Source organism: Rhizobium sp. WSM1274, from assembly GCF_025200775.1.
Taxonomy (GTDB): Bacteria; Pseudomonadota; Alphaproteobacteria; order Rhizobiales; family Rhizobiaceae; genus Rhizobium; species Rhizobium leguminosarum_I.
In genome coordinates, this window is the sequence record NZ_CP104139.1 from 1,139,862 (window position 1) to 1,165,212 (window position 25,351).

21 protein-coding genes and 1 pseudogene are annotated in these 25,351 nt (G+C 60.5%); 10 read left to right on the forward strand and 12 right to left on the reverse strand.

The window, feature by feature from the left end:
* Positions 1–23: 23 nt before the first annotated feature.
* From N2600_RS29630 to N2600_RS29645, 4 genes are read right to left on the reverse strand one after another with little or no spacing between them, the layout of a single operon-like run.
* The gene (locus N2600_RS29630) at positions 24–974 is read right to left on the reverse strand and encodes a dihydrodipicolinate synthase family protein (protein WP_260299111.1); all 951 of its coding nucleotides are present in this window, start codon (positions 972–974) and stop codon (positions 24–26) included.
* Positions 975–1,010: 36 nt separating this feature from the next.
* The gene (locus tag N2600_RS29635) at positions 1,011–1,886 is read right to left on the reverse strand and encodes an SMP-30/gluconolactonase/LRE family protein (RefSeq protein ID WP_260299112.1); all 876 of its coding nucleotides are present in this window, start codon (positions 1,884–1,886) and stop codon (positions 1,011–1,013) included.
* Positions 1,883–2,713: an NAD-dependent epimerase/dehydratase family protein gene (locus tag N2600_RS29640; RefSeq protein WP_260299113.1), complete on the reverse strand. Its 831-nt coding sequence runs from the start codon at positions 2,711–2,713 to the stop codon at positions 1,883–1,885. Before N2600_RS29640 ends, N2600_RS29635 begins: the two co-directional genes overlap by 4 nt.
* Positions 2,714–2,727: 14 nt before the next feature.
* Positions 2,728–3,447, reverse strand: a complete 720-nt coding sequence (locus tag N2600_RS29645; RefSeq protein ID WP_260299114.1) for a FadR/GntR family transcriptional regulator — start codon at positions 3,445–3,447, stop codon at positions 2,728–2,730.
* A gap of 301 nt (positions 3,448–3,748) precedes the next feature.
* Here N2600_RS29645 and N2600_RS29650 point away from each other — a divergent pair, with 301 nt between their 5' ends.
* The 6 genes from N2600_RS29650 (at position 3,749) to N2600_RS29675 (ending at position 12,066) form a co-directional block, all read left to right on the forward strand.
* The gene (locus N2600_RS29650) at positions 3,749–5,689 is read left to right on the forward strand and encodes an ABC transporter substrate-binding protein (RefSeq protein ID WP_260299115.1); all 1,941 of its coding nucleotides are present in this window, start codon (positions 3,749–3,751) and stop codon (positions 5,687–5,689) included.
* A 123-nt stretch (positions 5,690–5,812) separates the two neighbouring features.
* Positions 5,813–6,799: an ABC transporter permease gene (locus N2600_RS29655; RefSeq protein WP_017967396.1), complete on the forward strand. Its 987-nt coding sequence runs from the start codon at positions 5,813–5,815 to the stop codon at positions 6,797–6,799.
* An 8-nt stretch (positions 6,800–6,807) separates the two neighbouring features.
* Positions 6,808–7,929, forward strand: a complete 1,122-nt coding sequence (locus N2600_RS29660) for an ABC transporter permease (RefSeq protein WP_017967395.1) — start codon at positions 6,808–6,810, stop codon at positions 7,927–7,929.
* Between the two features lie 7 nt (positions 7,930–7,936).
* Positions 7,937–9,658 (forward strand): ABC transporter ATP-binding protein, encoded by a 1,722-nt coding sequence (locus N2600_RS29665; RefSeq protein ID WP_222280689.1) that lies wholly within the window; start codon positions 7,937–7,939, stop codon positions 9,656–9,658.
* Positions 9,655–10,866: a mandelate racemase/muconate lactonizing enzyme family protein gene (locus N2600_RS29670; RefSeq protein WP_260299116.1), complete on the forward strand. Its 1,212-nt coding sequence runs from the start codon at positions 9,655–9,657 to the stop codon at positions 10,864–10,866. Before N2600_RS29665 ends, N2600_RS29670 begins: the two co-directional genes overlap by 4 nt.
* A gap of 12 nt (positions 10,867–10,878) precedes the next feature.
* The gene (locus N2600_RS29675) at positions 10,879–12,066 is read left to right on the forward strand and encodes a galactarate dehydratase (RefSeq protein ID WP_162116379.1); all 1,188 of its coding nucleotides are present in this window, start codon (positions 10,879–10,881) and stop codon (positions 12,064–12,066) included.
* A gap of 183 nt (positions 12,067–12,249) precedes the next feature.
* On the opposite strand, the gene N2600_RS29680 is transcribed toward N2600_RS29675, so the two are convergent.
* Positions 12,250–12,822, reverse strand: coding sequence for an NADPH-dependent FMN reductase (locus N2600_RS29680; protein ID WP_222280687.1), 573 nt, complete (start codon positions 12,820–12,822; stop codon positions 12,250–12,252).
* A gap of 85 nt (positions 12,823–12,907) precedes the next feature.
* Positions 12,908–13,573 carry a nitroreductase gene (locus tag N2600_RS29685; RefSeq protein WP_162116408.1) on the reverse strand — a complete coding sequence of 222 codons (666 nt, stop codon included), beginning with the start codon at positions 13,571–13,573 and terminating at the stop codon, positions 12,908–12,910.
* Between the two features lie 448 nt (positions 13,574–14,021).
* On the opposite strand from N2600_RS29685, the gene istA reads away from it, so the two are divergent.
* Positions 14,022–15,308 (forward strand): IS21 family transposase, encoded by a 1,287-nt coding sequence (gene istA, locus N2600_RS29690; protein WP_260297571.1) that lies wholly within the window; start codon positions 14,022–14,024, stop codon positions 15,306–15,308.
* The gene (istB, locus tag N2600_RS29695; protein WP_162119685.1) at positions 15,308–16,108 is read left to right on the forward strand and encodes an IS21-like element ISSme2 family helper ATPase IstB; all 801 of its coding nucleotides are present in this window, start codon (positions 15,308–15,310) and stop codon (positions 16,106–16,108) included. The genes istA and istB overlap by 1 nt, the downstream gene beginning before the upstream one ends.
* Before the next feature lie 89 nt (positions 16,109–16,197).
* Here the strand turns inward: istB and N2600_RS29700 are convergent, their stop codons facing one another.
* From N2600_RS29700 to N2600_RS29720, 5 genes are all read right to left on the reverse strand, one after another.
* Positions 16,198–16,551: an ArsR/SmtB family transcription factor gene (locus N2600_RS29700; RefSeq protein WP_162116409.1), complete on the reverse strand. Its 354-nt coding sequence runs from the start codon at positions 16,549–16,551 to the stop codon at positions 16,198–16,200.
* 191 nt (positions 16,552–16,742) lie between these two features.
* Complete coding sequence (locus N2600_RS29705; RefSeq protein WP_170279689.1) at positions 16,743–17,435, reverse strand: response regulator transcription factor; 693 nt, start codon at positions 17,433–17,435, stop codon at positions 16,743–16,745.
* A 1-nt stretch (position 17,436) separates the two neighbouring features.
* The gene (locus N2600_RS29710; RefSeq protein WP_162116410.1) at positions 17,437–17,814 is read right to left on the reverse strand and encodes a response regulator; all 378 of its coding nucleotides are present in this window, start codon (positions 17,812–17,814) and stop codon (positions 17,437–17,439) included.
* A gap of 2 nt (positions 17,815–17,816) precedes the next feature.
* The gene (locus N2600_RS29715; protein ID WP_162116382.1) at positions 17,817–18,458 is read right to left on the reverse strand and encodes a response regulator transcription factor; all 642 of its coding nucleotides are present in this window, start codon (positions 18,456–18,458) and stop codon (positions 17,817–17,819) included.
* On the reverse strand, positions 18,455–22,090 hold the full coding sequence (locus tag N2600_RS29720; protein ID WP_170279690.1) for a PAS domain-containing protein: 3,636 nt from the start codon (positions 22,088–22,090) through the stop codon (positions 18,455–18,457). The genes N2600_RS29715 and N2600_RS29720 overlap by 4 nt, the downstream gene beginning before the upstream one ends.
* A gap of 412 nt (positions 22,091–22,502) precedes the next feature.
* On the opposite strand from N2600_RS29720, the gene N2600_RS29725 reads away from it, so the two are divergent.
* Positions 22,503–23,249 (forward strand): SDR family oxidoreductase, encoded by a 747-nt coding sequence (locus N2600_RS29725; RefSeq protein WP_260299117.1) that lies wholly within the window; start codon positions 22,503–22,505, stop codon positions 23,247–23,249.
* 313 nt (positions 23,250–23,562) lie between these two features.
* Positions 23,563–24,333: an alpha/beta fold hydrolase gene (locus N2600_RS29730; protein WP_017967385.1), complete on the forward strand. Its 771-nt coding sequence runs from the start codon at positions 23,563–23,565 to the stop codon at positions 24,331–24,333.
* 134 nt (positions 24,334–24,467) lie between these two features.
* Here N2600_RS29730 and N2600_RS29735 read toward each other — a convergent pair.
* A pseudogene (locus N2600_RS29735) lies at positions 24,468–25,286 on the reverse strand (glycosyl transferase); the annotation flags it as partial.
* Between the last annotated feature and the right edge of the window lie 65 nt (positions 25,287–25,351).

Below are 25,351 nucleotides of genomic sequence, written 5' to 3' on the forward strand. Positions count from 1 at the left end.
GTTGTTCGTGGATAGTGTCGAAATCAGCCGGCCGCCTTGACGGCCGGCTGGTCTGAATGAGTTTGAATGTCGCCTTCGGCCTCCCAGCCTTGAAGGAGCCAATGAAGCTCCTCGCGGTCATGCTGGTCGAGCTGCGGCAATCCCGGCACACGCACGGGACCGACATCGAGACCGGAATAGGTGACGGCTTCCTTGACGACGGTCACGTTCGCGCCATTGCGGAATTTGGTCCGCATCCGCTCGAATGGCTCGAGCTTGTTGACGATCGCCCTGGCGGCGGCAAAATCGCCTTTTTCAAGCGCAGCGTGGACCGCAAGCGAGAGCTTCGGCGCGACATTGACGAGGCCGGACGTGAAGCCGCGGGCGCCGGCTGCGGTAAATGTCGGCGCCCAGCTCTCCGCCAGGCCGCAGACGAACAGCGCGCCGCCGGGGCTCGCCGCCGGGATCGCTCTCGACAACAACATCAGATCGGTCGTGGCGAATTTGATGCCGGCAACATTGCCGTGATTTGCAAGGCGGACGATATCGGCGACGGCGAAACCATCCGCCCTGACATAGGCGATGAGCGGCAGGGCGGAAGCATCCGCAAGATTGCAGAAATAGTCGATCTGGGCCGCAGGTGCTGCGAAGGGATCGACGGGCTGATGCGACATGACGGCGGATGCGCCGATCACCGCCGCATCTTTCGCCATGCCGATCGCCTCTCGCAGCGACCGGCCGATTGCGGCCGTCACCGGCGCCTTGCCGTCGACGCCTGAAACCGCCGCCTCATGGACGATCCTGATTTCCTGCGGCGTGAGCGCATAGAATTCCCCGGTATTGCCGGCAGCGACGATGTTGTGAATACCCGCTGCCGCCACCCGCTCATAGACTTTCGCCGTAATCCGAGGTTCGACTTCGCCTCTCCCGTCATAGGCCGTGACGGGAACACCCGAAACGCCCGTAAGCGCCTTGCGCATGATCGCGATGCTCATTTTTTCTTCCCCGTTCGCTTTCCATCCTAATGGTCGTTATCCGAAGCGGTAGGGCGCCAAGCCCTCCGCATTCACATCGAAGGCAATGACAGTGCCTGCCTCGAAATGTCCGGTGCGGTCCGTCGACAGGCTCGTGACGTAGAGGGTGCGCAGATCCGGCCCTCCGAAACACGGCATCGTCGGTGCGGGAACCGGCAGAATGTAGATTTCGACGATGTCGCCTGCGGGCGAAATCCGGTTGAGGCGACCGGCGGAAACGCCGGCACTCCAGTAGAACCCGTCACGATCGGTTGTCGCGCCGTCGGGCCGACCCTCGTCTTCCGTGAAGCTGCGAAGCCGGCGCCCATCGCCGAGCTCGCCCGTATCAGGATCGAAGTCGAACGCCTGCAGGAAGCATTGCCGGCTGTCGGAGTGATACATCCGCCGGCCGTCCGGCGACCAGGCGAGACCGTTGGAGCTAGTCAGTCCGGTTGCAACGGTCCGCGTGCGGCCATCGGCGCCCACGCGGTAAAGGGCGGCCTCATCGGTCTGCGGCTTGGCTTCGCTGAACGAGCCGATCCAGAAGTGCCCGTCGGGGCCGACCTTTCCGTCATTGAGGCGGCAGTTGATGTGGCGCCCGACTGGATCCGACACAAACTCGAAATCTCCCGAAACAGGATCGAAGAGATGGACGCCCGTTTGGAGCCCCACGACGATCCTGTGATCGCGGCAGAGCCCGAGCGCGCCGATTGCGGCCGGCATCTCGAAGCGGTAGACCTTACCTGAAGGCGAAAGCCGGACGAGCGCCGGCGCCAGAATATCGACGAACCACAGACTGCCGGTCTCTTCGTCCCATACCGGCGATTCACCGACCGTCAGCGGTTGCTGGATAACGGAACGGACGTCCGGGCGGATGACCCGAGGCGCCGTCATTCAACCGTCTCCGAGCTCTTGGCCAAGCCATCGGCGTCGCGCATGCGGATGGTGCCGTCGTGATTGATCTCACAGAAGCCGCCACCCTGGAATGCCAGCGCGACTGGACCTTCGGATCCCTCTTCGATCAGTGCGTAATCGCGCGGCCGGTCCTGCGGCTGGTAGCCCAATCGTGCCGCCAGCTCGTTGTCCCACCATTGCGTGTCCGTATCGGAAACGCCGTAGACGACTGTTGCAGCGATCTGTGGGTGAGTGAGCCCAATCCGCACCAGTTGCGCCAGATCCCGCGCGCTGATCCAGATTGCCACCGATCGCTCGCTGTTGGGATAGGTGCCGGCATTGCCGATGCGGATGGAAAGGGAGCGAATGCCCGACGTGTCGTAGTAGAGCCCCGCCACCAGTTCGCCCCAGCATTTGGAAAGCCCGTAGGGGCTGTCGGGACGCATCGGATCGAGCGGCGATATGACTTCGCCGCGCGGATAGAAGCCGGTGGCATGGTTGCTGGAAGCATAGACGACCCGCTGGACCTTGTTGATCCGTGCCGCTTCGTAGAGATTGTAGGTTCCAAGTACATTCGCGTGCAGAATGGCGTTCATGTCGATGCCGCTGGCGATGCCGGCGAGATGAACGACGCCGTCGACATCCTTCAGCGCTGCCGTTGCCTCGTCGAGCTTTGTAAGGTCTGCTCTTACGAAAGTCTCGTTTTCGCCAAGCTCAGCCGGTTCCTGCAGGTCGATCAGGTGGACGTGCTCGAAATAAGCGTGAAGGTGAGGGCGCAGCAGCGTTCCGACACGGCCGGCAGCGCCCGTCACAGCGATCCGTTTCATTATTCTTCCTTCCATTATCGCTCAACCCCCTGAAACATGCGGGCGCGGGCGTTCAGTATGTGTTTCTTCATCGCATCGTGTGCTTCGGTTTCCCGCCGTGCGAAGATCGCCTCGACGATCACCGCATGCTCATCCTGGACGCTGCGAATCTGCTCCAGGGTCCGTTTCAAGCTCAGGCTTCGCGTGACGGAATGCCCGATGGCGAAATGCGGCCTGAACCATTCGCGAACGGTGATGTGGAACTGGTTGCCGGTCGCCATGGCGATGGCATCATGCAGAACCTGATCCTCCTCGGCACCGAGCTCTCCGTTGCGCAGACATTGCTCGATCGAAAGAAGCGCTGCCGTAATCCTCTCCTTGTCGGTCGGCTGCCAGTTTCGCGCTGCAAGCTCCGCCGCCTCGGCCTCGAGCCCGGCGCGGAATTCAAAAAACCGCTGGACATCGGCGAGCGATCCGACCGGCACCATTTTCAGCATCGACGAATCCGGTCTTTGCCGGACATAGGAGCCCGAGCCCTTGCGCGAAACGACCAGGCCGTCGGCTCTCAGGCGTTCGAGCGCTTCGCGCACGACGGGTCTCGAAGCGCCGAAATCGGCGGCGAGCTTCGTCTCCGACGGCAGCCGTTCGTTCACCGGAAAATTGCCGTCGGCGATCATCCCCACGATCTTCTCGTAGATGATGTCGCTGAAGCGCGTTGCGCCCCTGTTCGAAACGGCATCGACCGCGAATGTCATTATGGTGCTTTTCTCCGAACGATTTGGGCTCTTGCAGTTGCCGACCGAACGTCTGCGTGGAAGTGTACAGCTTCTAACAGATCTCTGTCTTGGATGCGTTTTTGCCTTGTTATTGGCGCGCGAGAACCGGGTTCTGTTGCTGCATCGCTACAAAATTTGTAATTATCTGTCAACTCTTGTAATCATTTGGGAACGTGTCTATGGTTCGGTCCCAGCGCCGAGGAGGGTGCGAGCGGCAGGTCGGGAGCCTGCCGCATCAGCCGGTTCAAAAGGTGCGCCGGCTTAGAAAGGGAGGAACTCGATGCCCAATGAAATTCTGTCGCGCGGCGTTACCCGCCGCACTGTGCTTGGTGGCATGGCGGGCGTCGCAGCCTTGTCCATTTCCGGTCGCGTCTCTGCCGCCGCAGGCGGCGAAGCACCCGCACTTGCACAGCTTGTGAAGGACGGAAAACTGCCGCCGCTCGCCGAGCGCCTGCCGAAGAAGCCGATGGTCGTCAAGCCGTTCGAGAAAGTCGGCACCTATGGCGGCTCGCTGCGACGCGGCCTTCGCGGTTCATCCGACCACAACGGCATCCTGCGCATGGTCGGCAACCAGAGTCTCGTGCGCTGGAACCTCGAATTTACCGCTGTGGAGCCGAATCTTGCCGAGCGCTGGGAAGTCAGCGACGACGCGACGCAATTCACCTTCCATCTGATCGAGGGCGTGCGCTGGTCGGACGGTCATCCCTTTACCGCCGACGACGTGGTTTTTGCGATCGAAGACTGCGTCAAGAACACCGAACTCTACAGCTCGACACCGGCGCAGCTTGCCGTCGCCGGCAAGCCGGTCACCGTCGAGAAGATCGACGATCATACGGTGAAGTTCACCTTTGCGGCGGCCAACGCGCTTTACCTGGAAAATCTCGCTACGCCGCTCGGTCAGCATCCGACGCTCTTTCCGAAGCATTACTGCAGCCAGTTCCTGCCGAAATATAACCCCAATATCGAGGCCGATGCGAAGAAAGCCGGCGTCACCAGCTGGACGGAACTATTCCGCAGCCGCTGCGGCGACATCGAGATCCCGTCGCGCTGGGGCAATGTCGACAAGCCGACGCTCGATCCATGGGTGGTCAAGGAGCCCTATGCCGGTGGTGCGACGCGTGTCGTCATGACCCGCAATCCCTATTTCTGGCAGGTCGACACTGAGGGCAATCAGCTTCCCTACATCGATGAGATCAACTTCGGCATTTCGCAGGATGTGGAATCGCTGATGCTGAATGTCATCTCGGGAAAGATCGATATCCAGGAACGCCACATCAGCGTGCTTGCCAACAAGCCGACGCTGTCGAAGAACATGGAAAAAGGCGATTATCGTCTGCTGACGCTCGTGCCTTCGGCCTCGCAGCAGTGCCAGATCTACTTCAACATCACTCACAAAGATCCGGCGATGCGCAAGATGTTTGCGGACAAGGCATTCAGGCAAGCGCTCTCGATCGGCATCAACCGCCCGGAACTCATCGATATCGTCTATTTCGGCCAGAGCGAGCCCTACCAGGCCGGGCCGCGTCCGACCCATCCGTGGTACAACGAGAAATACGCCCGCCAGTTCACCGAATTTGACGCCGACAAGGCAGGCGCGATGCTCGATGAGGCCGGCTACAAGAAAGGCGGCGATGGTTTCCGCCTCCGGCCGGATGGCCAGAAGGTGTTCTTCTCGATCGACGTCATTCCGACGCTCTATCCCGACCTCGTCGACGCGCTCGAACTGGTCAAGACCCACTGGGCGCAGATCGGCATCGACATGAAGGTCAACACGATCGAGCGGGCGCTCTATTACACCCGAGGCGACGACAATGCCCATGATGCGCAGGTATGGCCTGGCCCCGGCGGCCTCGATCCGATGCTCGATCCGCGCGATTTCTTCGCCTTTCATCCGCAAGGGTCGCGTTACGCCATTCCGTGGACGCTTTGGTACACTTCCAACGGTGCACGCGGCGAAGAGCCACCGGAAAGCCAGAAGAAGCGTATGAAGCTGTTCGACGAGGCGCGTTCGACGGCCGATCTCGACCAGCGCGGTGCGATCATGAAGCAGATATTCGATATCGCGGCGGAAGAATTCGAGACTGTCGGGCTTTGCCTTGCCGTCGGCGGCTTCGGCATCATCCGCAACAATCTGCGCAATGTTCCCGAAAAGCAGCCGGATAGCTGGTCCTGGCCCAATCCGGGGCCGGCAATGCCGCAGCAGTTCACCTTCACGAGCTGATTTGGACCTCCGGCGCCGTGCCTGACGGTACGGCGCTTTCTTTCAGTTCGCCCTCCGAGATGCCTTGCCGGCCATGGCGGCCGACAAGGTCCGGAAGGCGGCGTTCAATGCAAGAGGCGCCCCATGCTGGTCTTCATCGCCAAACGCCTGCTATGGATGATTCCATCGCTTTTTGCCGTCAGCTTCCTCGCTTTCGTGCTGATCCAGCTGCCGCCGGGCGATTACGTCACCACCTATATCGCGACGCTGGCCGCCTCCAACGAGATCGTCGATCAGAACACGGCGGCGCAATTGCGCGAACGCTTCGGTCTCGGCGATCCGATGTTGATCCAATATTTCAAATGGATATGGGGTATACTTTCGCGCGGCGATTTCGGCATTTCCTTCGAATGGCAGCAGCCGGTCTCGGATCTGATCTGGGAACGCATGGCGCTGACGCTTGTTCTGGCTCTGTCGACATTGATCGCCACCTGGGCGATCGCGCTGCCGATCGGCGTCTTTTCCGCCGTGCGCAAATATTCGATCGGCGACTATTTCTTCACTGCCTTCACCTTCTTCGGCTTGGCCGTTCCGTCCTTCCTGCTGGCGCTGGTGCTGATGTATGTCGCGGCTGTCGAATTCGGCCAGGACGTCGGCGGGCTCTTTTCGCCGGAATATGAGAACGCGGCCTGGAGCTTCGCCAAGATGGGCGATCTTTTCTCGCATCTCTGGCTTCCCGTCATCATTCTTGCCGTCTCCTCGACGGCGAGCCTCATCCGCGTCATGCGCGCCAACATGCTCGATGAGCTGCCGAAGCCTTACGTGACCACGGCACGGGCAAAAGGTCTCTCCGAGTTCCGGCTGCTGGTGAAATATCCTCTGATGATCGCGCTCAATCCGTTCATCTCGACGATTGCCTGGCTGCTGCCTAATCTGATCTCCGGCTCGGTCGTCGTGGCCATCGTCCTCAATCTGCCGACGGCTGCTCCTTTGTTGCTGCAGGCGCTGATGGCCCAGGACATGTATCTCGCCGGCGCCTTCGTTCTGCTGATCTGCGCGCTGACGCTGATAGGCTCTCTGATCAGCGATATCCTGCTTGCGCTGGTCGATCCCCGCATCCGGTTGGAATAGGAGCCGATATGGCCGACATCACCGTTACGAACATTCCGCCGGATCGCGCCGCCGTCGCATCGCAGTGGCAGCTCATCTGGTGGGCTTTCCGCCGGCATCGGCTGGCCATGGTCGCGCTCGTCGTCACCGTGCTGATGTATATCGTCGCCCTGCTTCCCGGCTTCTTCGCCATCAACGATCCGAATCTGCAAAATGCGCGGGCGACTTTTCACCCGCCGCAGAGATTGCATCTGATCGATACGCAGAACGGGTTCTCATTTGGTCCGCATTATTATCCGATGAAGCTGACCCGCGATCCGGAAACGCTGGCCGCCATCTTCAAGGAAGACACGACAAAACGTGTCGACGTCCAATTCTTCGGGCGCGGCTATGAATATTCCGTGTTCGGCCTGTTCAGGACCAACATCCATCTGATCGCCTCGCCCGACAAGACGACGCCGCTGCTTCTGTTCGGCGCCGACAGGCTTGGGCGCGATGTTTTCAGCCGAACGGTGCAGGGCTCCCAGATCTCGTTGTCGATCGGCCTCGTTGGTGTCTTCTTCTCGCTCATGCTCGGCATCGTGCTCGGCGGCATCTCGGGATATTACGGCGGCCGCATCGATTTCTTCCTGCAGCGGGTGATCGATTTCGTGCTGTCGCTGCCGACGATCCCGATCTGGCTCGCAATGGCCGCGGCCCTGCCGCAGGACTGGCCTGCGACGCTGCAATATATGATGATCACGATCATCCTTTCGCTGACCGGCTGGGCGCAGCTCGCCCGCGTCGTTCGCGGCCGCTTCCTGTCTTTGCGCACCGAGGAATTCGTCGCTGCCGCCAGGCTCGACGGTGTTCGCGAAAGACGCATCATCTTTCGCCATATGCTGCCGAGTTTCGCCAGCCATATCATCGCCTCGATCACGCTTGCGGTGCCGGCGATGATCCTTGCCGAAACCTCTCTCTCCTTCCTGGGGCTCGGTCTGCAGCCGCCGACCATCTCCTGGGGCGTGCTTCTGCGCGAGGCCCAGAACATTCGCTCGATCGCCACTGCGCCATGGCTCTTCATGCCGGGCTGTGCCGTCGTGGTCGCCGTGATGGCGCTCAACCTTCTCGGCGACGGCCTGCGCGATGCGGCCGATCCTTACAACAAATGAGGCCGGCATGACCGATATCCTTCCCATTGCCGGCAGGCCGCTGCTCCAGGTGAAAAATCTGACGGTTGAGTTCCCCCTGCGCACCGGCGTCTTTCGCGCGGTCAGCGATCTGTCTTTCTCGATCGAGCCGGGCAAGACGCTCTGTGTCGTCGGCGAAAGCGGATCCGGCAAATCGGTGACGGCGCGTTCGATCCTGCAGATCGTCGACGCGCCCGGCCGCATATCCGGCGGATCGATCACACTGAACGATCAGAACGGCGGCTCGATCGACCTGACCAGCCTCAATCCGCGCGGGCGCCAGATCCGAGCGATCCGCGGACGCGACATCGCCATGATCTTCCAGGAGCCGATGTCGTCGCTGTCACCGATCCACACGGTCGGCAACCAGATCGTCGAGGCGCTTCGCCTTCACACCAGGATGAGCAAGGCAGAGGCGCGTGCTGAGGCCATATCGCTGCTCAAGCAGGTCGAGATTCCCTCACCTGATAAAGCGCTGGACCGATATGCCTTTCAATATTCCGGCGGGATGCGCCAGCGCGCGATGATTGCCATGGCGCTCGCCTGCAAACCGCAGCTGCTGATCGCTGACGAGCCGACCACGGCCCTCGACGTGACGACTCAGGCCGAAATTCTCGACCTGATCGCCCGGCTGCAGAAGGCCAAGGGCATGGCCGTGCTCTTCATCACGCATGACATGGGCGTCGTGGCGCAGATCGCCGACGATGTGCTCGTTATGCACAACGGCGTCGCCAAGGAATATGCGCCGGTCGAGCAGATCTTTCATGCGCCGAAAGACGACTATACCCGGATGCTGATCGGCTCGGTGCTGAAGCTGGAAGCGAAGGCCGAAATCCGGCTGGCGCGCGGCCCGCTCGACACGACGGCGCCACCGATCCTCGAACTCCGCAATGTATCGATGGATTTCGGCGAGGTGAAAGCGCTGGACGATGTTTCCATTTCGCTTCTGCCGGGCGAAACACTCGGCATCGTCGGCGAGAGCGGATCCGGCAAGACGACGATGGGTCGCTCGATCATGCGGCTGATCGATCCCACGTCAGGCGAAATCCTCTATCGCCGTGCCGACGGCGACATCATTGATCTGGCAACGGCAAAAGGTCAGACGCTCGCCGCCGCACGGCGGGAATTGCGTATGGTGTTTCAGGATCCTTTCGGCTCCCTCAACCCGCGCATGACCGTCTCCCAGATCATCGGCGAGCCGCTGCTCGTCAATGGTGTCGCAAAGGGGCGGGCGCTGGAAGAGCGGGTTTGCCATCTTATGGAGCAGGTTGGTCTCGACCCGAGGGCACGCGAGCGCTATCCACACGCATTCTCCGGCGGCCAGCGTCAACGCATCGGCATTGCCCGCGCCATCACTCTCAATCCGCGCGTCATCGTTGCCGATGAGGCAACTTCGGCGCTCGACGTCTCCGTGCGCTCGCAGGTGCTCGATCTGCTGATGCGCCTGCAGGACGAACTCGGCCTCGCCTATATCTTCATCAGTCATGACATCGGCGTTATCCGCTACATGTGCGACCGTGTCGGGGTGATGTACAAAGGCCAGCTCGTCGAGATCGGCGATGCGGAGAAGGTCTGCCGCACGCCCGAGCACGCCTATACGCAGGCGCTGATATCGGCAATCCCGCGCCCCGATCCGCGTGATCGCGATCATTCGCGGCGTTTCCGCTACGTCGCGCCGGACATTTTGAAGAATGGGAGTTCTCTGCGATGAAAATCACCGGGATCCGCACTTTTCTCATGCGTGTCGGTCAACCAGACCCCTCGAAATGGGCTTCCGACCAACCTGCGGGTGATGGCGCGTCCAAGCACTTCGGTGGCACCAGAAACTGGCTCTTACTGAAAATCGATACCGACGAGGGCATCACCGGCATCGGTGAATGCTCCGGCTGGCCGCGCGTTGTCGAGACGGCGATCCATGATCTGGCCCCACTCCTCGTCGGCGAAGATCCGGCTCATACCGAGCGGCTGTGGCAGAAGATGCATATCGCCATGATGGGCCATGGCATGCTCGGGACGGTCGGCGGCGGTGCTGTGACCGGGATCGACATGGCGCTATGGGACATCAAGGGCAAGGCGCTCGGCGTGCCTGTCTGGATGCTGCTCGGCGGCAAGGTGCGCGACCGGATCCCGATCTATTCGCATGCAAATACACCCGAGCACGCACTTGCCCTCAAGGAGCGCGGCATAAAGGCGATCAAATGCGGCGGTGTCGCCGATCCGGTCCGCAAGGTCGCCGCCCTGCGTGAGGCCGTCGGCGACGACATGGACATCGCCATCGATCTGCATGGGCCGCCATGGCTGACGCCGGCGGATGCCTGCCGGCTGGTCCGGGCGCTCGAACCCTATGAATTGATGTGGGTGGAAGATCCGATCGCGCCGGAGAATATCGACGGCTACCGGCGCATCCGCGACGCAGCGCATGTGCCGCTTGCCGCTGGCGAACGTTCGGCAACCATCTTCGGCGAGCGTGAGCTCATCGAGAAGGAACTGGTCGACGTGATCCAGCCAGACACGGGCCGGGCCGGCGGCATCACCCAGATGAAGAAGATCGCGGCCATGGCCGAGGCGCATCATATCCAGATGGCGCCGCATTCGGGCTCGCTCGGGCCGGTGGCGGAATATGCGGCTTTGCATCTGCTTGCGGCGATCCCGAACGCCCTCATCCTCGAGCGCCTCGACGATGACTGGGAGGGCCGCCGCCAGACGATCGTGCCGCATCCCGAGCAGGTCGACGGCTTGATCGCCGTTCCCAATGGCCCGGGACTTGGCTGCGATATCGACGAGGCCTTCGTGGCGCGCTTCCCCAGCGGCGGCAATGTCTCGGTACCGCAAAGTGCCGGCGCCTACAATCCCGGAACCGACAACGAGCATCTCTACGTGCAGACGCGCCAGTCGCGCCGCAGCTATTTCAATCGCTAGAAGGACAGAAAGATGAAGATCGACCGCATGCGGGTTTTCATGACCCGCGACAAGGACCGTCCCCGCGTGATCGTCGCACTCGACACCGATGACGGACTGACGGGCTGGGGCGAATGCTACAATCACGGCCCCGACAAGGCGCTTCCGCCGCTGCTCGATTATCTCTACGAATTTTTGTCCGGCCAGGATCCGACACGCGTCGACTATCTCGTCAATCTGTTGATCCAGCAAAGCCGGTTCCCGCCGGGCGCGCTTGGCCTTGCCGCGATCTCCGCGCTCGATCACTGCCTGTGGGACCTTGCCGCCAAGGCGGCGAACGTCCCGGTCTACAAGCTGCTGGGCGGCGAAGTACGCGACCGCATCAAGGTCTATGCCGGAGTATACACTGCACCGGATGCGCCGGCGGCCCGCGACGAGTTCGATCGTCTGAAGGAGGGGTGGGGTTTTACCGCCTTCAAGCTCAGCCCCTGGCGGCTCGACATGCACGCACATCGCTGGGGCAATGTCGTCAAAGCCTCGGCGGATTATTTCCGCTCGCTGCGCGAAACGGTCAATGACGAATACGAGATTGCCTTCGACGCCCACGCCAAGATCTTCGAGCCGATCGCCGCAAGGCAACTCGGCAATGCGCTGGCCCCCTACGACCCGCTGTTTTACGAGGAACCGCTGCGGCCCGAGAACATCGAGGCCTGGGGTGATCTGAAACAGGGGCTCAATTGCGTGCTGGCGACAGGTGAGTCGCTCTATAACAGAAACGAGTTCCTGCGCCTGCTACAGGTCAAGGGCGCCGACCTCATCCAGCCGGATATCTGTGTTGTCGGCGGCATCAGTGAAATGCGCCGCATTGCCACGCTCGCCGAAGCCTATTTCGTCGGTGTGGCGCCGCATAACCCGATGGGACCGCTTGCCACCGCGGTCAACGTTCATTTTTCGGCCGCTGTGCAAAATTTCCGCATCCTCGAATACCGGCTGCCAAAGGGACAGGCCTACGTCTATGGCGGCATCGATATCGAGAAGCGGCAGGGAGAAACCCGCTACGTCGTCGATCCCTATCTGCCGAAGGACGGTTATCTCGAATTGCGTCCCGATCGGCCGGGCTGGGGCGTCGAAATTGACGAGAAGGCGATGGAAGAGGAAGGCTACATCCATTGGCAGCGGCGCGTGCCTAAGCGGCCCGACGGCTCCTACGCCTTCGCCTGAGGGCATTGCGCGCTTTCATAACAGGCGCTGGCCGCCCGGATGGACGCGGCCAGCGCCCGCTGGGCGACGCTTCTAGAGCATGATGCCGAAAGGTGTGAGCGGTTTCGGGTGACATCATGCTCTAAGTATTTAATTTAGGACCGGATTCGGATTTTAGGCCGACCGGCCTAAAATCATCCTGTTCTAGGCATCTTTCGGCAGCACTGAGCGAACCCTTGCGATGAAGACATGGAAGTCCTGCATGTAAGTGCGAAGGAAATCAGCGGTTTGGTCGTTCGTGACCTCGCCGTCATCGGTGATCAGCCCCGTTGTGAACTGGATGTATGCTTCCGGGGCATTCATCTGGGGAGAGTTGCAGAAACTGAGCACACTGCGCAAATTCTGCTGGGCGACTGCCGTGCCTATCGCGCCCGGCGACGTGCCGATCACCGCTGATGGCTTGCGTGTGAACGAGTTGGTGCCGTAGGGGCGGCTCGCCCAGTCGATGGCGTTTTTCAGCCCGCCGGGTATGGATCGATTGTATTCGGGCGTGACGAACAGCACCGCGTCGACAGCCGCGATTGCCGCTTTGAATGCCTTGCCAGCCGGAGGGTAGTCGGCGTCATAGTCGTAGCTGTAGAGCGGCAGGTTCTTGAAGGATATCTCCGACATTTCAAGTTCCGGCGGGGCGAGCCGCACCAACGCGTTGGCGAGCTTGCGGTTGATCGAGCCCTTGGCGAGGCTGCCGATGAGATAGCCTACTTTATGCGTGGTCATGGCGTTCTCCAATATCTCGCATGAGAATGGACGTATCATACGCTAGGATCACAGAAGGGGTTTCCTGTCCTTTGATCGCAGGTCACTAATCGCCGAGGAACGTGACCGTCTCGTCGAGCGGGGCGCGGCCTGTACGGGCGTAACTGACCCTGGGATCCTCGTACCCGATCGACATGCCGCAGAAGAGGATCAGCCCGTCCGGGGGCGACAGGACCTCCGCGACCGTCTCGCGAACCTGCGACCACGCCATCTGCGGGCAACTGTGCAGACCTTCGGCGCGGAGCAACAGCATGACGGTCTGCAGATACATGCCGACGTCAGCCCATTGGGGTAGCCCCAGGTCACGGTCGATGTAGCAGAACAGGGCGGCGGGCGCGCCGAAACAGTTCCAGTTGGCGATTGCTGCCCGCTGGCGCGCCTCCCAGTCCTCGCGCGCAATGCCGAGAGCGCTGTAGCGCTCCTTGCCGAAGGCGGACCGGCGCTCCCCATAGGGGGGCTTCAGCTCGTGCGGGTACATCTCGTACTGCCGCTTGTCCCAGGGGTCGCCATGGGCGACGCGCTCGACGGCGGACGTCTTGAGTTCTGCCAGCGATGCGCCCGTCATCACGTAGGTGTTCCACGGCTGGATGTTCGATCCTGACGGCGACCAAGCGGCGGCGGACAGCACACGCTCAAGCACCTCCCTCTGCACAGGCTCGTCTTTAAATCCGCGCACCGACCGTCGACTTTTGACTGCCTCATATACGTCCATGATCGCCTCCGTCCGCCGGCCGTTCGTTACGACCATAGTCATGGCCGTCTCGTGCTGACTGTTCCGTTCCTGATGTGGTTCATTATCTCCATTCGCAATGGAGGCGTAATCACACCGTGGTCTAGGAGGCGTACATCAAACGTACATCAGGGATCGATGCGATCGGGGGCATGTGGGCGAAGGATCGCGAGACTCCCGCGCAACTGCATCCCGGCCTGGAATTACGCCCCGACTTCCAGCTTGGCGCTTACGCTCAAGCCGCAATCATCTCCTTCGAAACCGCGTTCTTCCCCGCTGCGCTGCTCTTCGTTGCCTCGGCGCCGATACTGAGTTGCCTACAAGATCATGCTCGGCAGAATTGGAGGCCAATCATTGTCGGGCGAAATGAAAAACTGACCCCCTAACGAAGCGAAGAACTGACCCCTCGTATCAACACGAGGAGTGATGGATGACGATCGAGATTTCGTTGCATCCTGCATTGTCGCGAACGATGCAGGGCGGGGATATGCTTCAGGCTGATGAGGTGGTGGCAATGTTGCGGCTACATGAGCTCGGTTGGGGTGCCAAACGTTTATCGAAGGAATTTGGATGCGCGCGCAACACGGTTCGCCGATACCTTCGAGAGGGCGGAGCTGCACCGTTTAAAAAGCCTGATCGGCGCAGTGCGTTCGACGGGCTCGATGATTGGCTTCGCGAGCGTTTTTTCCGGCATGACGGCAATGCGGATGTGATCCGCCAAGAGTTGGCGAGCGAGCACGGCATTATCATCGGTCTGCGTTCTGTGGAGCTTCGAGTACGGCAGTGGCGGCGAGAGCTAAAGGCACAAAAGCGGGCGACGGTCCGCTTCGAGACAGCACCCGGCCATCAGATGCAGATCGACTTCGGCGACACGAAGGTGTGGATCGGCGGCGAGCGGGTTCGGATCCACCTGTTCGTAGGAACGCTTGGTTATTCGCGGCGGATGCATACTCGCGCGTCGCTCAGAGAGAGGCAGGCAGATTGGTTTGAAGGCATGGAAGGTGCTTTCCTTCGGTTTGGCGGGGTTCCGGCGGAAGTCTTGATCGACAACGCAAAGGCACTCGTTGAGCATCATGATGCGGTAACGCGGGAAGTGAGGTTCAACGCGCGACTGCATGCCTTTGCCCGATATTGGAGCTTCACGCCGCGGGCCTGCGCACCGTATCGGGCCCGCACGAAAGGAAAGGACGAGCGCGGGGTCGGCTACGTCAAGAAGAACGCGATCGCCGGCCGGCGCTTCGAGAGCTGGGCCGAGTTCGAAGCGCACCTGGATCGATGGACACGCGAAGTTGCCGATCAGCGTGAACACGGCACCACCGGTGTCAAACCGGCGGAACGTTTTGCCGACGAAGCCAAGGCGCTCCGCCCGCTGGCCGGACGGGCACCCTTCGGACAATTGCGGGATCTTGTTCGCAAGGTTCAAGCCGATTGCGCGATTGACCTCGACACCAACAGCTACTCCGTCCCTTGGCGCCTGATCGGCGAAAGCGTTCAGGTCGTGGTGCTGGCCGGCCGCGTGATTATCCGTCACGCCGGCCAGGTCGTCGCCGACCATCCCCTTTGCCGCGGGCGGCGACAACGGATCGAGGATCGGGCGCATTTTGTTGGCGTGGCCGGCTTCGAGGGGCCGGTCCGTAAAGAATCCATCGAGATCGCTCCCGCTGTCTTGCTGCGGCCGCTTGCCGAATATGAGGCGGTGGTCGGAGGAGGCTGGTGATGACGAACGTGGATCATGATTTACTGATCGCAACGCTTGACCGGCTGAAGTTGACGGCAATTCGCGACCAGCTCGACACCTTGCTGGACGAGGCAGCGCGTTCGAAGATGACATTACGTGAGGCTCTCGCCTTCCTGGTGTCGCGCGAGATCGCCCGGCGCGACGAGCGGCGCATCTCCATGTCAAGCAAGCTGGCGCAGTTCCCGTTCGTGCGCGAGCTCGACGGCTTCGACTTCGAGGCGCAGCCGTCGCTGGATCGGGGGCAGATACGAGAATTGGCAACTTGCCGCTGGATCGCTCACGGCGACACGGTCCTGTTCCTCGGCCCGCCCGGAACGGGTAAAACCCATCTGGCCGTAAGTCTGGGACGTGAAGCGATCCGGCAGAATTACAACGTCCAGTTCGTCACGGCGGCCACCCTGGTGGCGATGCTGGCGAAGGCTCACAACGACGGCTCGCTCGACAAGCAGTTGACGATCTTGTCGCGACCAAAACTGCTGATTATTGACGAGTTGGGCTATCTGCCATTCGAGGCCAACGCCGCCCATCTGTTCTTCCAATTGGTCTCGCGGCGTTACGAGAAGGGATCAATCCTGATCACCTCAAATCGCTCCGTGGGCGAATGGGGAAGTGTTTTTGGGGATCCCGTGGTCGCCACGGCGATATTGGACCGCCTGCTTCACCACTCGACGGTGATCACCATCCGGGGCGACAGCTACCGGCTTCGCGAAAAGCGCCGCTCCGGCCTTCTGCAGAAGGCCGGAGCGGCGCTTGAAACCAACGAAACCGCAAACCAATGAAGGGGGTCAGTTCTTCAATTCGGCAAAGGGGTCAATTCTTCGATTCGCTTGACAATCATGAGCCGCAAGGGCAACGGTTCGTCATTTCGTCAGGCGCCTGCGGCTCGGACGCGTTCCCCTTGGGTGCGACGGTGCCATCCGAAGACGTCAGCGAGCGTATCGAGCATCGCCTTGGCCGCGTCGGATTGAAGTGAATAGTAGATCGTCTGGGCAGCCCTTCGCGGCTGCACGAGTTCCTGATCTCGAAGAATTGCCAAATGCTGGGAAGTCGAAGATTGGCTCAATCCGACCTCGTCGGCCAGAACGCCCACGGACATTTCTCCTTCGGCCAGCAGATGCAGAATGTGAAGCCGTTTGGCGTTCCCCATGGCCGACAAGAAGTTTGCTTCGTTGTCGAAGGCGTTGGATTCAGGGGACGGCGCGGCTGACGATTGATTGTTCAAGGCGAGATCTCCTTTGGGGAACCAAAGCCGGGTCATATCCCCGAGCTTTAATTTAGAGATAACGCATGGGTGCGGGGCCGAAACCCATTATCGGCGCCGCATCGTCTTTTCCGGCGCGAATCGGATACGGCGCGCATCAAATGGACAGCGGCGGCAGATCATGTTCGAGGCCGGCATCCTTAGCCTATGCGCTAGCGCGGGCCGACCTGGCGCATTTGTGCTGGCAGTGTTTCCCAGGCCCGGATCAGTTCGCCGATAGAGGCCGCCTCCATCTTGTGCATGACATTGCTGCGATGCAGCTTGACTGTCACTTCGCTGATGCCGAGGTCGAAGGCGATCTGCTTGTTCAGACGTCCGCGCGCCACTTCATGCAGAACTTCGCGTTCACGCTGCGTCAGCGTTTCCAAGCGCTCGATATTGCGCTTGGCGATCGCGGCTTCCGCCCGTCGTTCGGCATCCATCGCAATGGCTGCACTGATGGCGTCGAGCAGCGTCTGGTCCCGCACCGGTTTGGTGAGAAAATCCACGGCACCGGCCTTCATCGCCTGGACGGTCATCGGGATGTCGCCATGCCCGGTCAGGAAGATGATCGGCTTGGAATTGCCATTTTCGGCCAGATGACGCTGCAGGTGGAGGCCGCTTGCCCCCGGCATGCGCACATCGAGGATCAGGCAGCCGGGGCTGCCCAAGATATCGGCGTCAAGCAATTCACGGGTCGAAGCAAAGCTGGTCGACTGGAAACCCGCCGACAGGATCAACTCCGATAGCGCCTCGCGAACCGATGCGTCGTCATCGACGATAATGACAAGCGGCTGGTTCTCTTCATAAGTGCACTGCAGTGATAACGGCGCCGATCTCCGCTGCAACGGCTGGTCAACTCTCATGTCACCCTCCATCTGTCGATTTATGCAAAGCATTGGCGATGGCCGCCAGCAGGGCCTGGGCATCGAAGGGCTTGCGAAAAAATCCGCCCGCGCCTTGAGCGCGTCCCTGATCGGCTATCTCGTGGCGGCCGGTGATCAGGAACACCGGCAGCTCCGGACGTGACTTCCTCACGAGGTCACGAAGTTCGAAGCCATCGATGCCAGGCATTCCGATATCGGTGATGAGCAGGTCGAGGTCCGACAGCCCGTTGACGAGCAGCGAGCCCGCCGACGAGAAGCTGCGGGCCACATAACCCGCAGATTCCAGAAGGTCGCCCATCGATTCCAGCAACCTTGGATCATCATCGACGATTGCCACGACGTGTCTTGTCTTGTTCATGTTCAATTCCCTCCCACTCGGCGCGAGTGGGTTATTGGTATTTCCAATCTCTCCGCGATCCGCACCAGATCGGCGAGCGACGCCGCCGCCATTTTCTGCATCACATTTCTTCTGTGGATTTGCAGCGTTACTTCGCTGATTCCCAATTCGGCTGCCGCCTGCTTGTTGAGAAGGCCGCTGACAACGAGTGGCAGCACCTCGCGCTCGCGCGGCGTCAGATCGAGATAGTGCCGTCTGAGCATGTCGATCTCGGCGCGCTCGGCTCTCTTTTCCCGATCCTGAGCAAGCGCCGCCTGGATTGCCGCCATGAGATCCGCATCGCTGAACGGTTTGGTCAGGAAATCCACGGCGCCATGCTTGATCGCACGCACGGAGGAGGGAATGTCGCCATGTCCCGTAATGAAGACGATCGGCGGATGATCCCTGTCGGCGATCTGCCTCTGCAGATCGAGACCGTTGATGTCAGGCAGCTCGATATCCAGCACGAGGCAGGCGGGCACGTCCGGCTTGTCCGCTCTCACATAGTCGCCGGCCGATTCGAAGGCGATGGCGCGCATGCCGTGCGAGTCCAGCAGCTCGCCGAGCGCTTCCCGAACACGTTCATCATCGTCGACGATGAAGACGATATGGTCGTCAACCGTCATGGCACCGCCTTCGTTTCAATAGGCAATGTGAAGATCAACGTGGCTCCGCGAGGTTCGTTCTTCTCGGCCCACAATCGTCCGCCGTGCAATTCGACGATCGAGCGGCAGATGGCCAGCCCCATGCCCATGCCGTATTCTTTCGTCGTAAAGAACGGCTCAAACATCTTTTCGGGAAAGTCGATGCCCTGTCCGCGATCGCTGATCTCGGTCTGGAGGATATTCCCGATCTGGCGCACGCGGATTTCGATGACGTTGTCACCTGTCGTGGCGTCCATTGCCTCGATGCCGTTGCGGATGAGATTGATCAGAACCTGCTGGATCTGGACGCGGTCGATTGCGATGAGCGGAAGGGTGGCGTCGACCTCCGCCTCTATCCGAACGTGACGACGCCAGGCCTCGTCAGCCATCAGATTGCGCACTTCGTTGACGATACCGGAGAGCGTCGATGGGATCCTCCTGTCCACGGATTGCTTGAACAGAGCGCGAATACGGCTGACGACATCTGCGGCCGAGTTGGCATCCCGGATGATACGCTCGACCGTCCTCTGTGCCCGCTCCATATTCGGCGGCTCGGCCATGAGCCAACGCTGGCAGGCGTGTGAGTTGGCCACGACGGCCGCAAGCGGCTGGTTCACCTCGTGGGCAATGGAGGCTGAAAGCTCGGCCAGGCTCGCCACTTGGCTCGCTCGTGCAAGACCCTCTCGCGCCCGACGCAAATCTTCCTCCGCGTGAACTTCACCGTCGATATCCAGGCATATGACATTCCACTGGACGATGACGCCTTCGGCATTGCGCATCGGTGCCGCGCGCGTCTCGACCCAGCGATATTCACCATCATGGCGCCGCAGACGGTGCCTACGCGCATAGGGCTCGCCAGTGGACAATGAATGGGCATAGTTTTCTTTGACCCCTGCCACATCGTCGGGATGAACACCGGCATCGAGTGTGCCGTCCAGCCGGGTTTTGCCTGTTCCATCCAACTCATCGAGATTATAACCGAGGAAGTCGCGCAGTTGCTGGCTGCGATAGATCGGCTCCCCATCAGGTGCTGCGCAATCGATCATTGCCGGCAGCGTTTCAACGAGCTGCGAGAGCGATCGTTCTCTCTCCCGCAACGCCTCCTCGACGCGTAGTTGATCGTCGATGTCATGCGACAGGCCATACCATTGGACGATACGGCCGCTCTGATCCCGCAGCGGTTCGGCGCTGCCTTTCACCCAGCGGTAGACGCCGTCGGCGCGCCGCAGGCGATACTGCTTCGAAAAGCCCTCGCCGGTGACGAGGGAATGGTTGAGCGCTTCGGCGAGGCTGGCGGCATCATCGGGATGGACGGCGGCTTCGATGAGGGCTGCCAGCCGGCTCAAGCCGGGCTTTTCCATATCGGCGATGCCGAGACCGAGAAAATCGATCAGGCGCTGGTTGAAGAAGGTCGGGGTGCCTTCCGAGTTGAGCCGCCAGAGCAGGCTGGGAACCATATCCACCAGTTGCGAAAGCTCTCGCTCGCGGTCGCGCAGCGCTTCCTGCGCGCGCATCTCGTCGTCGATGTCGACTGAGATCACATACCATTGCATGATTGTGCCGCCTTGATCCCGCAGCGGTTCCGCGCGGCCGTCAACCCAGCGATAGGCACCGTCGAAACGGCGCATGCGGTATTTTATCGAGAAGGGATCGCCGCTGGCGAGTGAATGGTGAACCGTCTCCAGCAACCTCGATGCGTCATCGGGATGGACGAGGGTGTGAATGACCGAGGCGAGGCGGCTCATGTCCGGCCTGTCCATGTCGCCTACGTCGAGACCGAAAAAGTCGATCAGGCGTTTGTTGAAGAAGACCGGCTCGCCTTCGGGCGTCAGGCGCCTGATCTGAGCGGGGACCATGTCGACGAGCTGCGAGAGTTCGCGCTCTCGGTTGCGCAACGCCTCCAGTGCGCGGACCTCATCGTCGATGTCGAGAGAAACGCCATACCATTCCGCGACCGCCCCGTTTTCGTCGCGCCGAGGCTCTACCCGGCACTCCGCCCAGCGGTAGACGTCATCCTTTTCGCGCCAGCGAAATCGCATCGCGGAGCCGTCGCCGGTTTCGAAGCAGTTCCGGAGCGTGCGCTGGATATCGGGAGCGTCTTCGGGATGAACCAGCTGCTGCAGCAGATCGTCGATGCGCGGTTCACCGAGAGCGTCGAAATTGGCGATAACCGAGCGGAAATGGTCCTGATACCGCTTGTTGAAATAGAACGACCCGCCGTTAGGCTCTACACTCCAGATGCGGACCGGCACGGCGTCTATGATCTGCTGAAGCTGTTTTTGGCTGCGACGCACAGCGTCCTCGGCCTGGACCTGATCGTCGATGTCGTGACAAAGACCGTACCACTGGACGATGCGCCCCGCCTGATCCCGCATTGGCTCGGCCCGGCTCGACATCCAGCGATAAATTCCGTCGGCGCGGCGCAAGCGATAGCGGCTGGCGAAGTTCTCGCCCGTGAGAAGACACCTCCGGAGGGCATCACCGAATCCCACTGCATCCTCGGGATGAACAGTGGCGTCCAGGAGCGCCTCCAGCCGACTCATGCCCGGCTTATCGAAATCCACCACATCCAGGTCGAGGAAATCGACCATCCGCCTATTGAAGAATGTCGGCTCGCCATCGGGCGTCAGGCGCCACACATGGCTCGGAACCATATCCACGAGATGCGAAAGCTCCTCCTCCCGTTCCCGCAATGTTTCTATGCTTTGGCGCAAATTGAGCAATGCCAACTGGTGCTGCCGGGAAATGGCGGCCACGATGAGCGCCGAAAATGCCGAGATGGCCAGAAAAAGCTGCAGCATGACCTGCTTGTGCTTCTGGGACTCGGGATCGCCGGCGAACTGGCTGGTCCCCGTTATCGTAAACAGCGCCGTGATCAGGGCGAGGAGAGCCAAGGATACGGCAGCACCTTTGAACTCGAAGCGAACGGCAGCCCAAAGAAGGGGCGGCATGATGATGTATGCGAAGGGGAGGTAGCCGCTCAGAGAAAGAGCGGCAACGCCGAGAAAGATCAATCCCAGGACGCCAGCTTCCACCCATTGCGCGGCTGAGAGTTGGGTCTTGCCGCGCCAGCTATGAAATACAACCAGCGCCAGCGGCGCTACAATCAAGACGCCGGTGGCGTCTCCGATCCACCATAGAGGCCAAGCCGTTGCGAAGGATTGCGATTGCATGCCAAACCATGCCAGGGTCGCACTTCCCACTGTTGCGCTGACGATGGGCGCAATCCCTGCGCACAGTACCACAAATGCCAAAACGTCCTGCAGGGTTTCAAACCGAACTGGCCGCTTCAAAGTCTGGTTGACGAGCCATGCTCCGGCTACCGCTTCAAGGGCGTTGCCGATGTAGATCAGGACGGCCGCAGGCAGGGGGCTGTGGAACCACACGTAATTGCTGAACAATTCAGCCAGGCAGCCCCCCAGTACCCACCAAGGCCAGCTGTAGCGGGGGGCGAGGACAAGTGTCGCGATGAAAAGCCCCGCCGCAGGCCAGATGGAAATGCCGGTTCCAGGGACAACTGCGAGCGACTGCGCGAATCCGCATGCCAGCACATAGGCGACGATGAAAAGCCCCAGATGCAGAGGTTGGGGGCGATGCGACCAGACGCTCATCATCAGTTGCCCCTGTCTGACGGACAAAGCCGGCGGATCGTCGGCGTTTCGCACTGTAGTTCTTCTCGATTTCGGGGCTGGCGAGCTCATGTTCAAACCGTAACCCCGCCACATTACAACCGCAACTCATGGAAACCCATGCATTGCGCGGGGGTGTAGCCGCCGTGCCGGGGTCGGCACTTTTGCGCGAACGATAAATTGGGGACCTGTTCTGCCTTCCTGGTGGGGCATCCTAACCGTTGGGCTGGCTTTCCTAGACCTACGGCTAAAGCGACCGAACCCCTTGGACGATAGATGGCGCCTGGCTTTCCAGTCATTGTCGACCCAATCGATCGCCAGACATTGAAGACGATAGGGAGCCCGTCTGCGATCTCGTCCTCATTCGCGCCGCGCAATGCAACAAAGGGGTGCTGAGATGAAAATCACCGTGGCGGGAGCAACCGGTGTTATCGGAACACGGCTCAGTGAAAACTTGCGCCAGTCCGGTCATCAAGTCGCGGCTGCATCGTTGTCGCTCGACACCATCACCGGAAAAGGCCTTGATACGGCCTTGGCAGGGGCTGAGGTCATTGTTGATGTCACCAACGCGGCGTCCTTCGGCGACCGCGCAGCGCTGGATTTTTTCAGGGCTTCGACCAGGAATTTGCTTGCTGCCGCAGCTGAGGCCGGCGTCAGCCATTATCTTGCACTTTCCGTCGTCGGCACGCCGCGTCTCGTTGAAAGCGATTACTTCCGCGCGAAAATGGTCCAGGAGAATCTCATCAGGGCGTCAAAGCGACCCTATACTATTCTCCGCTCCACACAGTTTTACGAGTTCATCAGCGGATTGATCGACACCGGTGCCGATGGTGATGTGTTTCGATTGGCGCCGGCGTTCATGAAACCGGTCTCAGCCGGAGACGTCGCCGCGTTGCTGGCGGAATTGGCAATGGGAGCGCCGTTGGACGATGTCGCCGAAATCAGCGGCCCGGAGCAATTCGGTATTGATGAAATCGCTCGGATCTATCTCGCCGCGAACGAAGACGAACGGCAGGTGGTAACGGATCCATCCGCCTCCTATTTCGGCGTTGAATTGACTGACGACGCGCTGCTTCCGGGCGCCGGCGCGCGAGTGGCGACCGAGAAGCTCTCCGACTGGCTCTACCAATCGATGGGGGAGTAGGTCGTGCGGCTTTTTGCCGGCAGCTAAGGCATTTAAAATTGACCTGCCGCTGAACTTTCACCTCACTTCGATTGGAGCCCTGGCGCGTTTTGAATACGCCAAATGGCGCGGCCCAGTGGAATTGCAACAGTTTCCTAGAGTAAGAGCCGGACGCGGCGATGGACCGGCATCGTTGCCGGGTCTGGTCCGAGCAATGCGTGCGGCCTCAATGGCTCACCGCAATCGTCAAATCGAGCTGAACGGGAATTCCAGGACTTGTTTTCTGAAAGATTGCGCGCTAAGTAATCGGGTGCGATATAAAAGGAGTTTGACTATGTTGAAGATATTTGTCGCCGCTGTCGCGATCACCGCAGGCGGCCTTTTGAACGCCCATGCGGCCGAAAAGCCGACGGTCGTCCTTGTGCATGGCGCATTTGCCGACGCCTCCAGTTGGAATGGCGTGATCACACGTCTTGAAAAAGATGGATATCCGGTGGTGGCGGTCGCTAATCCCCTTCGAAGCGTAACGTCCGATGGCGATTACGTCGGCAAAGTGGTTGCTGGATTGAAGACCGACGTCGTTCTCGTCGGCCACTCCTACGGTGGCTCAGTGATCAACGAGGCAGCAGCAGGCAGCGCCAATGTCAAATCGCTCGTCTTCGTCGCGGCGTTCGCGCCCGATGTTGGGGAAACGGCCCTCGTGCTTTCGGGCAAGTTTCCCGGAAGCACGCTCGCACCGACCCTCGCGGAACCCGTGCAGTTGGATGGGGGAGTAAAGGACCTGTACATCAAGCAGAGCGCGTTTCACGATCAATTCGCTGCAGATGTATCCAAGGCGGATGGCAAGCTGATGGCCGCAACACAGCGCCCAATCACCGATAAGGCTCTTGGCGAGGCCTCGACCGTGGCGAGCTGGAAGAAGATCCCGTCTTGGTTCGTCTATGGTGACGCGGATAAAAACATACCGCCAAAGGCGCTAGGATGGATGGCGGAACGAGCGGGTTCTAAAGAGACGGTTGTGGTTAAAGGCGCGTCTCACGTCGTGATGGTCTCTCATCCCGATAAAGTCGCGAAGGTCATCGAAGACGCTGCGTCCAATAAATAAACGGCGCATTGTGGTTCTGCGACCGGATCAGCATTGATCCGGTCGTGGTAAGGGAATACGCAATGCGAGATACCGAAGTCTCTTTTCTCTCGAACTGTCCTGTTCCAAGCCGATGGCCGTGAACTGTCTCGATCTCATGGACGGGTGATCCTGTAGACCAGCAAATCATCTGAATCCACAAGCTTGGTTGCGGTCTTGTCCAGATAGTCGATGACACCATCATGATGCTCGACGAATAGCCGGCCCTGCTTGTCGACGGCGTTCTTGGCCGCGCCGAACAGATCCGCGCCTTGCGCGCGCAATTCGTCGAGCTGTGCGATCGCGGTGGCGTCATCCGCGACGAATTTCGACCATTCGACATCGCCTCCGCCAGGCGGGAACAACCAGCCGCGCGCCCTGCTGTAGTAGACTGCGACGGGATCGCCGACCTCGGGCGCGATGGCGACGACGAGGTCGCCCGGTTGCGCCAACCGCGCCAGTTCCTCGCCAAGCAGCTTGTCCTTCATGGCGATTGGCTTCTTCATCGTCCTGACGGGCGGCAATGTCGACCAGGCAAGCCCGACGGCCACGATGCAGATTGAGCGAAGCACAACCGTCGGCGTTAGAATGCCTCGAGATGCAAGCGTTGCCAGAAGCAGCGCGCCGTGGCCGCAGAACATCGCGACCGGCACATGGAAGATGTGGAAGTTCCACACATTGCTGGTGATCTCGCCGGCCGCAGCCAGATAGACGATCATGGCCGCAGCCAGCCACACATAGGGAATGGCCGAAAGGGTGCGTTGCTTCGGGTCTTCGGCGGGGCTAGGCGGCATCCACAAGCCGACCGCCAGCAGCACCAAGAACGGATAGCCGTAGAACCACAAGACCGAGGTGTTCCATAAGGATCTGAAGTAGAATCTGTCCCTGACATATGTCCAGAAGCCGTAATCCCAGATATAGCCGCCGGTCCCGGCGCCGCTATCGGCATTCTGCTGGAAATACAGCCGTTTGGTATCTGACGGCCGGTAAGATAATGAGC

Bases quoted from the DNA above. Each gene is read 5' to 3' on its own strand.
- N2600_RS29630 (WP_260299111.1), bottom strand. From the start codon at position 974: ATGAGCATCGCGATCATGCGCAAGGCGCTTACGGGCGTTTCGGGTGTT.
- N2600_RS29635 (WP_260299112.1), bottom strand. From the start codon at position 1,886: ATGACGGCGCCTCGGGTCATCCGCCCGGACGTCCGTTCCGTTATCCAG.
- N2600_RS29640 (WP_260299113.1), bottom strand. From the start codon at position 2,713: ATGAAACGGATCGCTGTGACGGGCGCTGCCGGCCGTGTCGGAACGCTG.
- N2600_RS29645 (WP_260299114.1), bottom strand. From the start codon at position 3,447: ATGACATTCGCGGTCGATGCCGTTTCGAACAGGGGCGCAACGCGCTTC.
- N2600_RS29650 (WP_260299115.1), top strand. From the start codon at position 3,749: ATGCCCAATGAAATTCTGTCGCGCGGCGTTACCCGCCGCACTGTGCTT.
- N2600_RS29655 (WP_017967396.1), top strand. From the start codon at position 5,813: ATGCTGGTCTTCATCGCCAAACGCCTGCTATGGATGATTCCATCGCTT.
- N2600_RS29660 (WP_017967395.1), top strand. From the start codon at position 6,808: ATGGCCGACATCACCGTTACGAACATTCCGCCGGATCGCGCCGCCGTC.
- N2600_RS29665 (WP_222280689.1), top strand. From the start codon at position 7,937: ATGACCGATATCCTTCCCATTGCCGGCAGGCCGCTGCTCCAGGTGAAA.
- N2600_RS29670 (WP_260299116.1), top strand. From the start codon at position 9,655: ATGAAAATCACCGGGATCCGCACTTTTCTCATGCGTGTCGGTCAACCA.
- N2600_RS29675 (WP_162116379.1), top strand. From the start codon at position 10,879: ATGAAGATCGACCGCATGCGGGTTTTCATGACCCGCGACAAGGACCGT.
- N2600_RS29680 (WP_222280687.1), bottom strand. From the start codon at position 12,822: ATGACCACGCATAAAGTAGGCTATCTCATCGGCAGCCTCGCCAAGGGC.
- N2600_RS29685 (WP_162116408.1), bottom strand. From the start codon at position 13,573: ATGGACGTATATGAGGCAGTCAAAAGTCGACGGTCGGTGCGCGGATTT.
- istA (WP_260297571.1), top strand. From the start codon at position 14,022: ATGACGATCGAGATTTCGTTGCATCCTGCATTGTCGCGAACGATGCAG.
- istB (WP_162119685.1), top strand. From the start codon at position 15,308: ATGACGAACGTGGATCATGATTTACTGATCGCAACGCTTGACCGGCTG.
- N2600_RS29705 (WP_170279689.1), bottom strand. From the start codon at position 17,435: ATGAGAGTTGACCAGCCGTTGCAGCGGAGATCGGCGCCGTTATCACTG.
- N2600_RS29710 (WP_162116410.1), bottom strand. From the start codon at position 17,814: ATGAACAAGACAAGACACGTCGTGGCAATCGTCGATGATGATCCAAGG.
- N2600_RS29715 (WP_162116382.1), bottom strand. From the start codon at position 18,458: ATGACGGTTGACGACCATATCGTCTTCATCGTCGACGATGATGAACGT.
- N2600_RS29720 (WP_170279690.1), bottom strand. From the start codon at position 22,090: ATGATGAGCGTCTGGTCGCATCGCCCCCAACCTCTGCATCTGGGGCTT.
- N2600_RS29725 (WP_260299117.1), top strand. From the start codon at position 22,503: ATGAAAATCACCGTGGCGGGAGCAACCGGTGTTATCGGAACACGGCTC.
- N2600_RS29730 (WP_017967385.1), top strand. From the start codon at position 23,563: ATGTTGAAGATATTTGTCGCCGCTGTCGCGATCACCGCAGGCGGCCTT.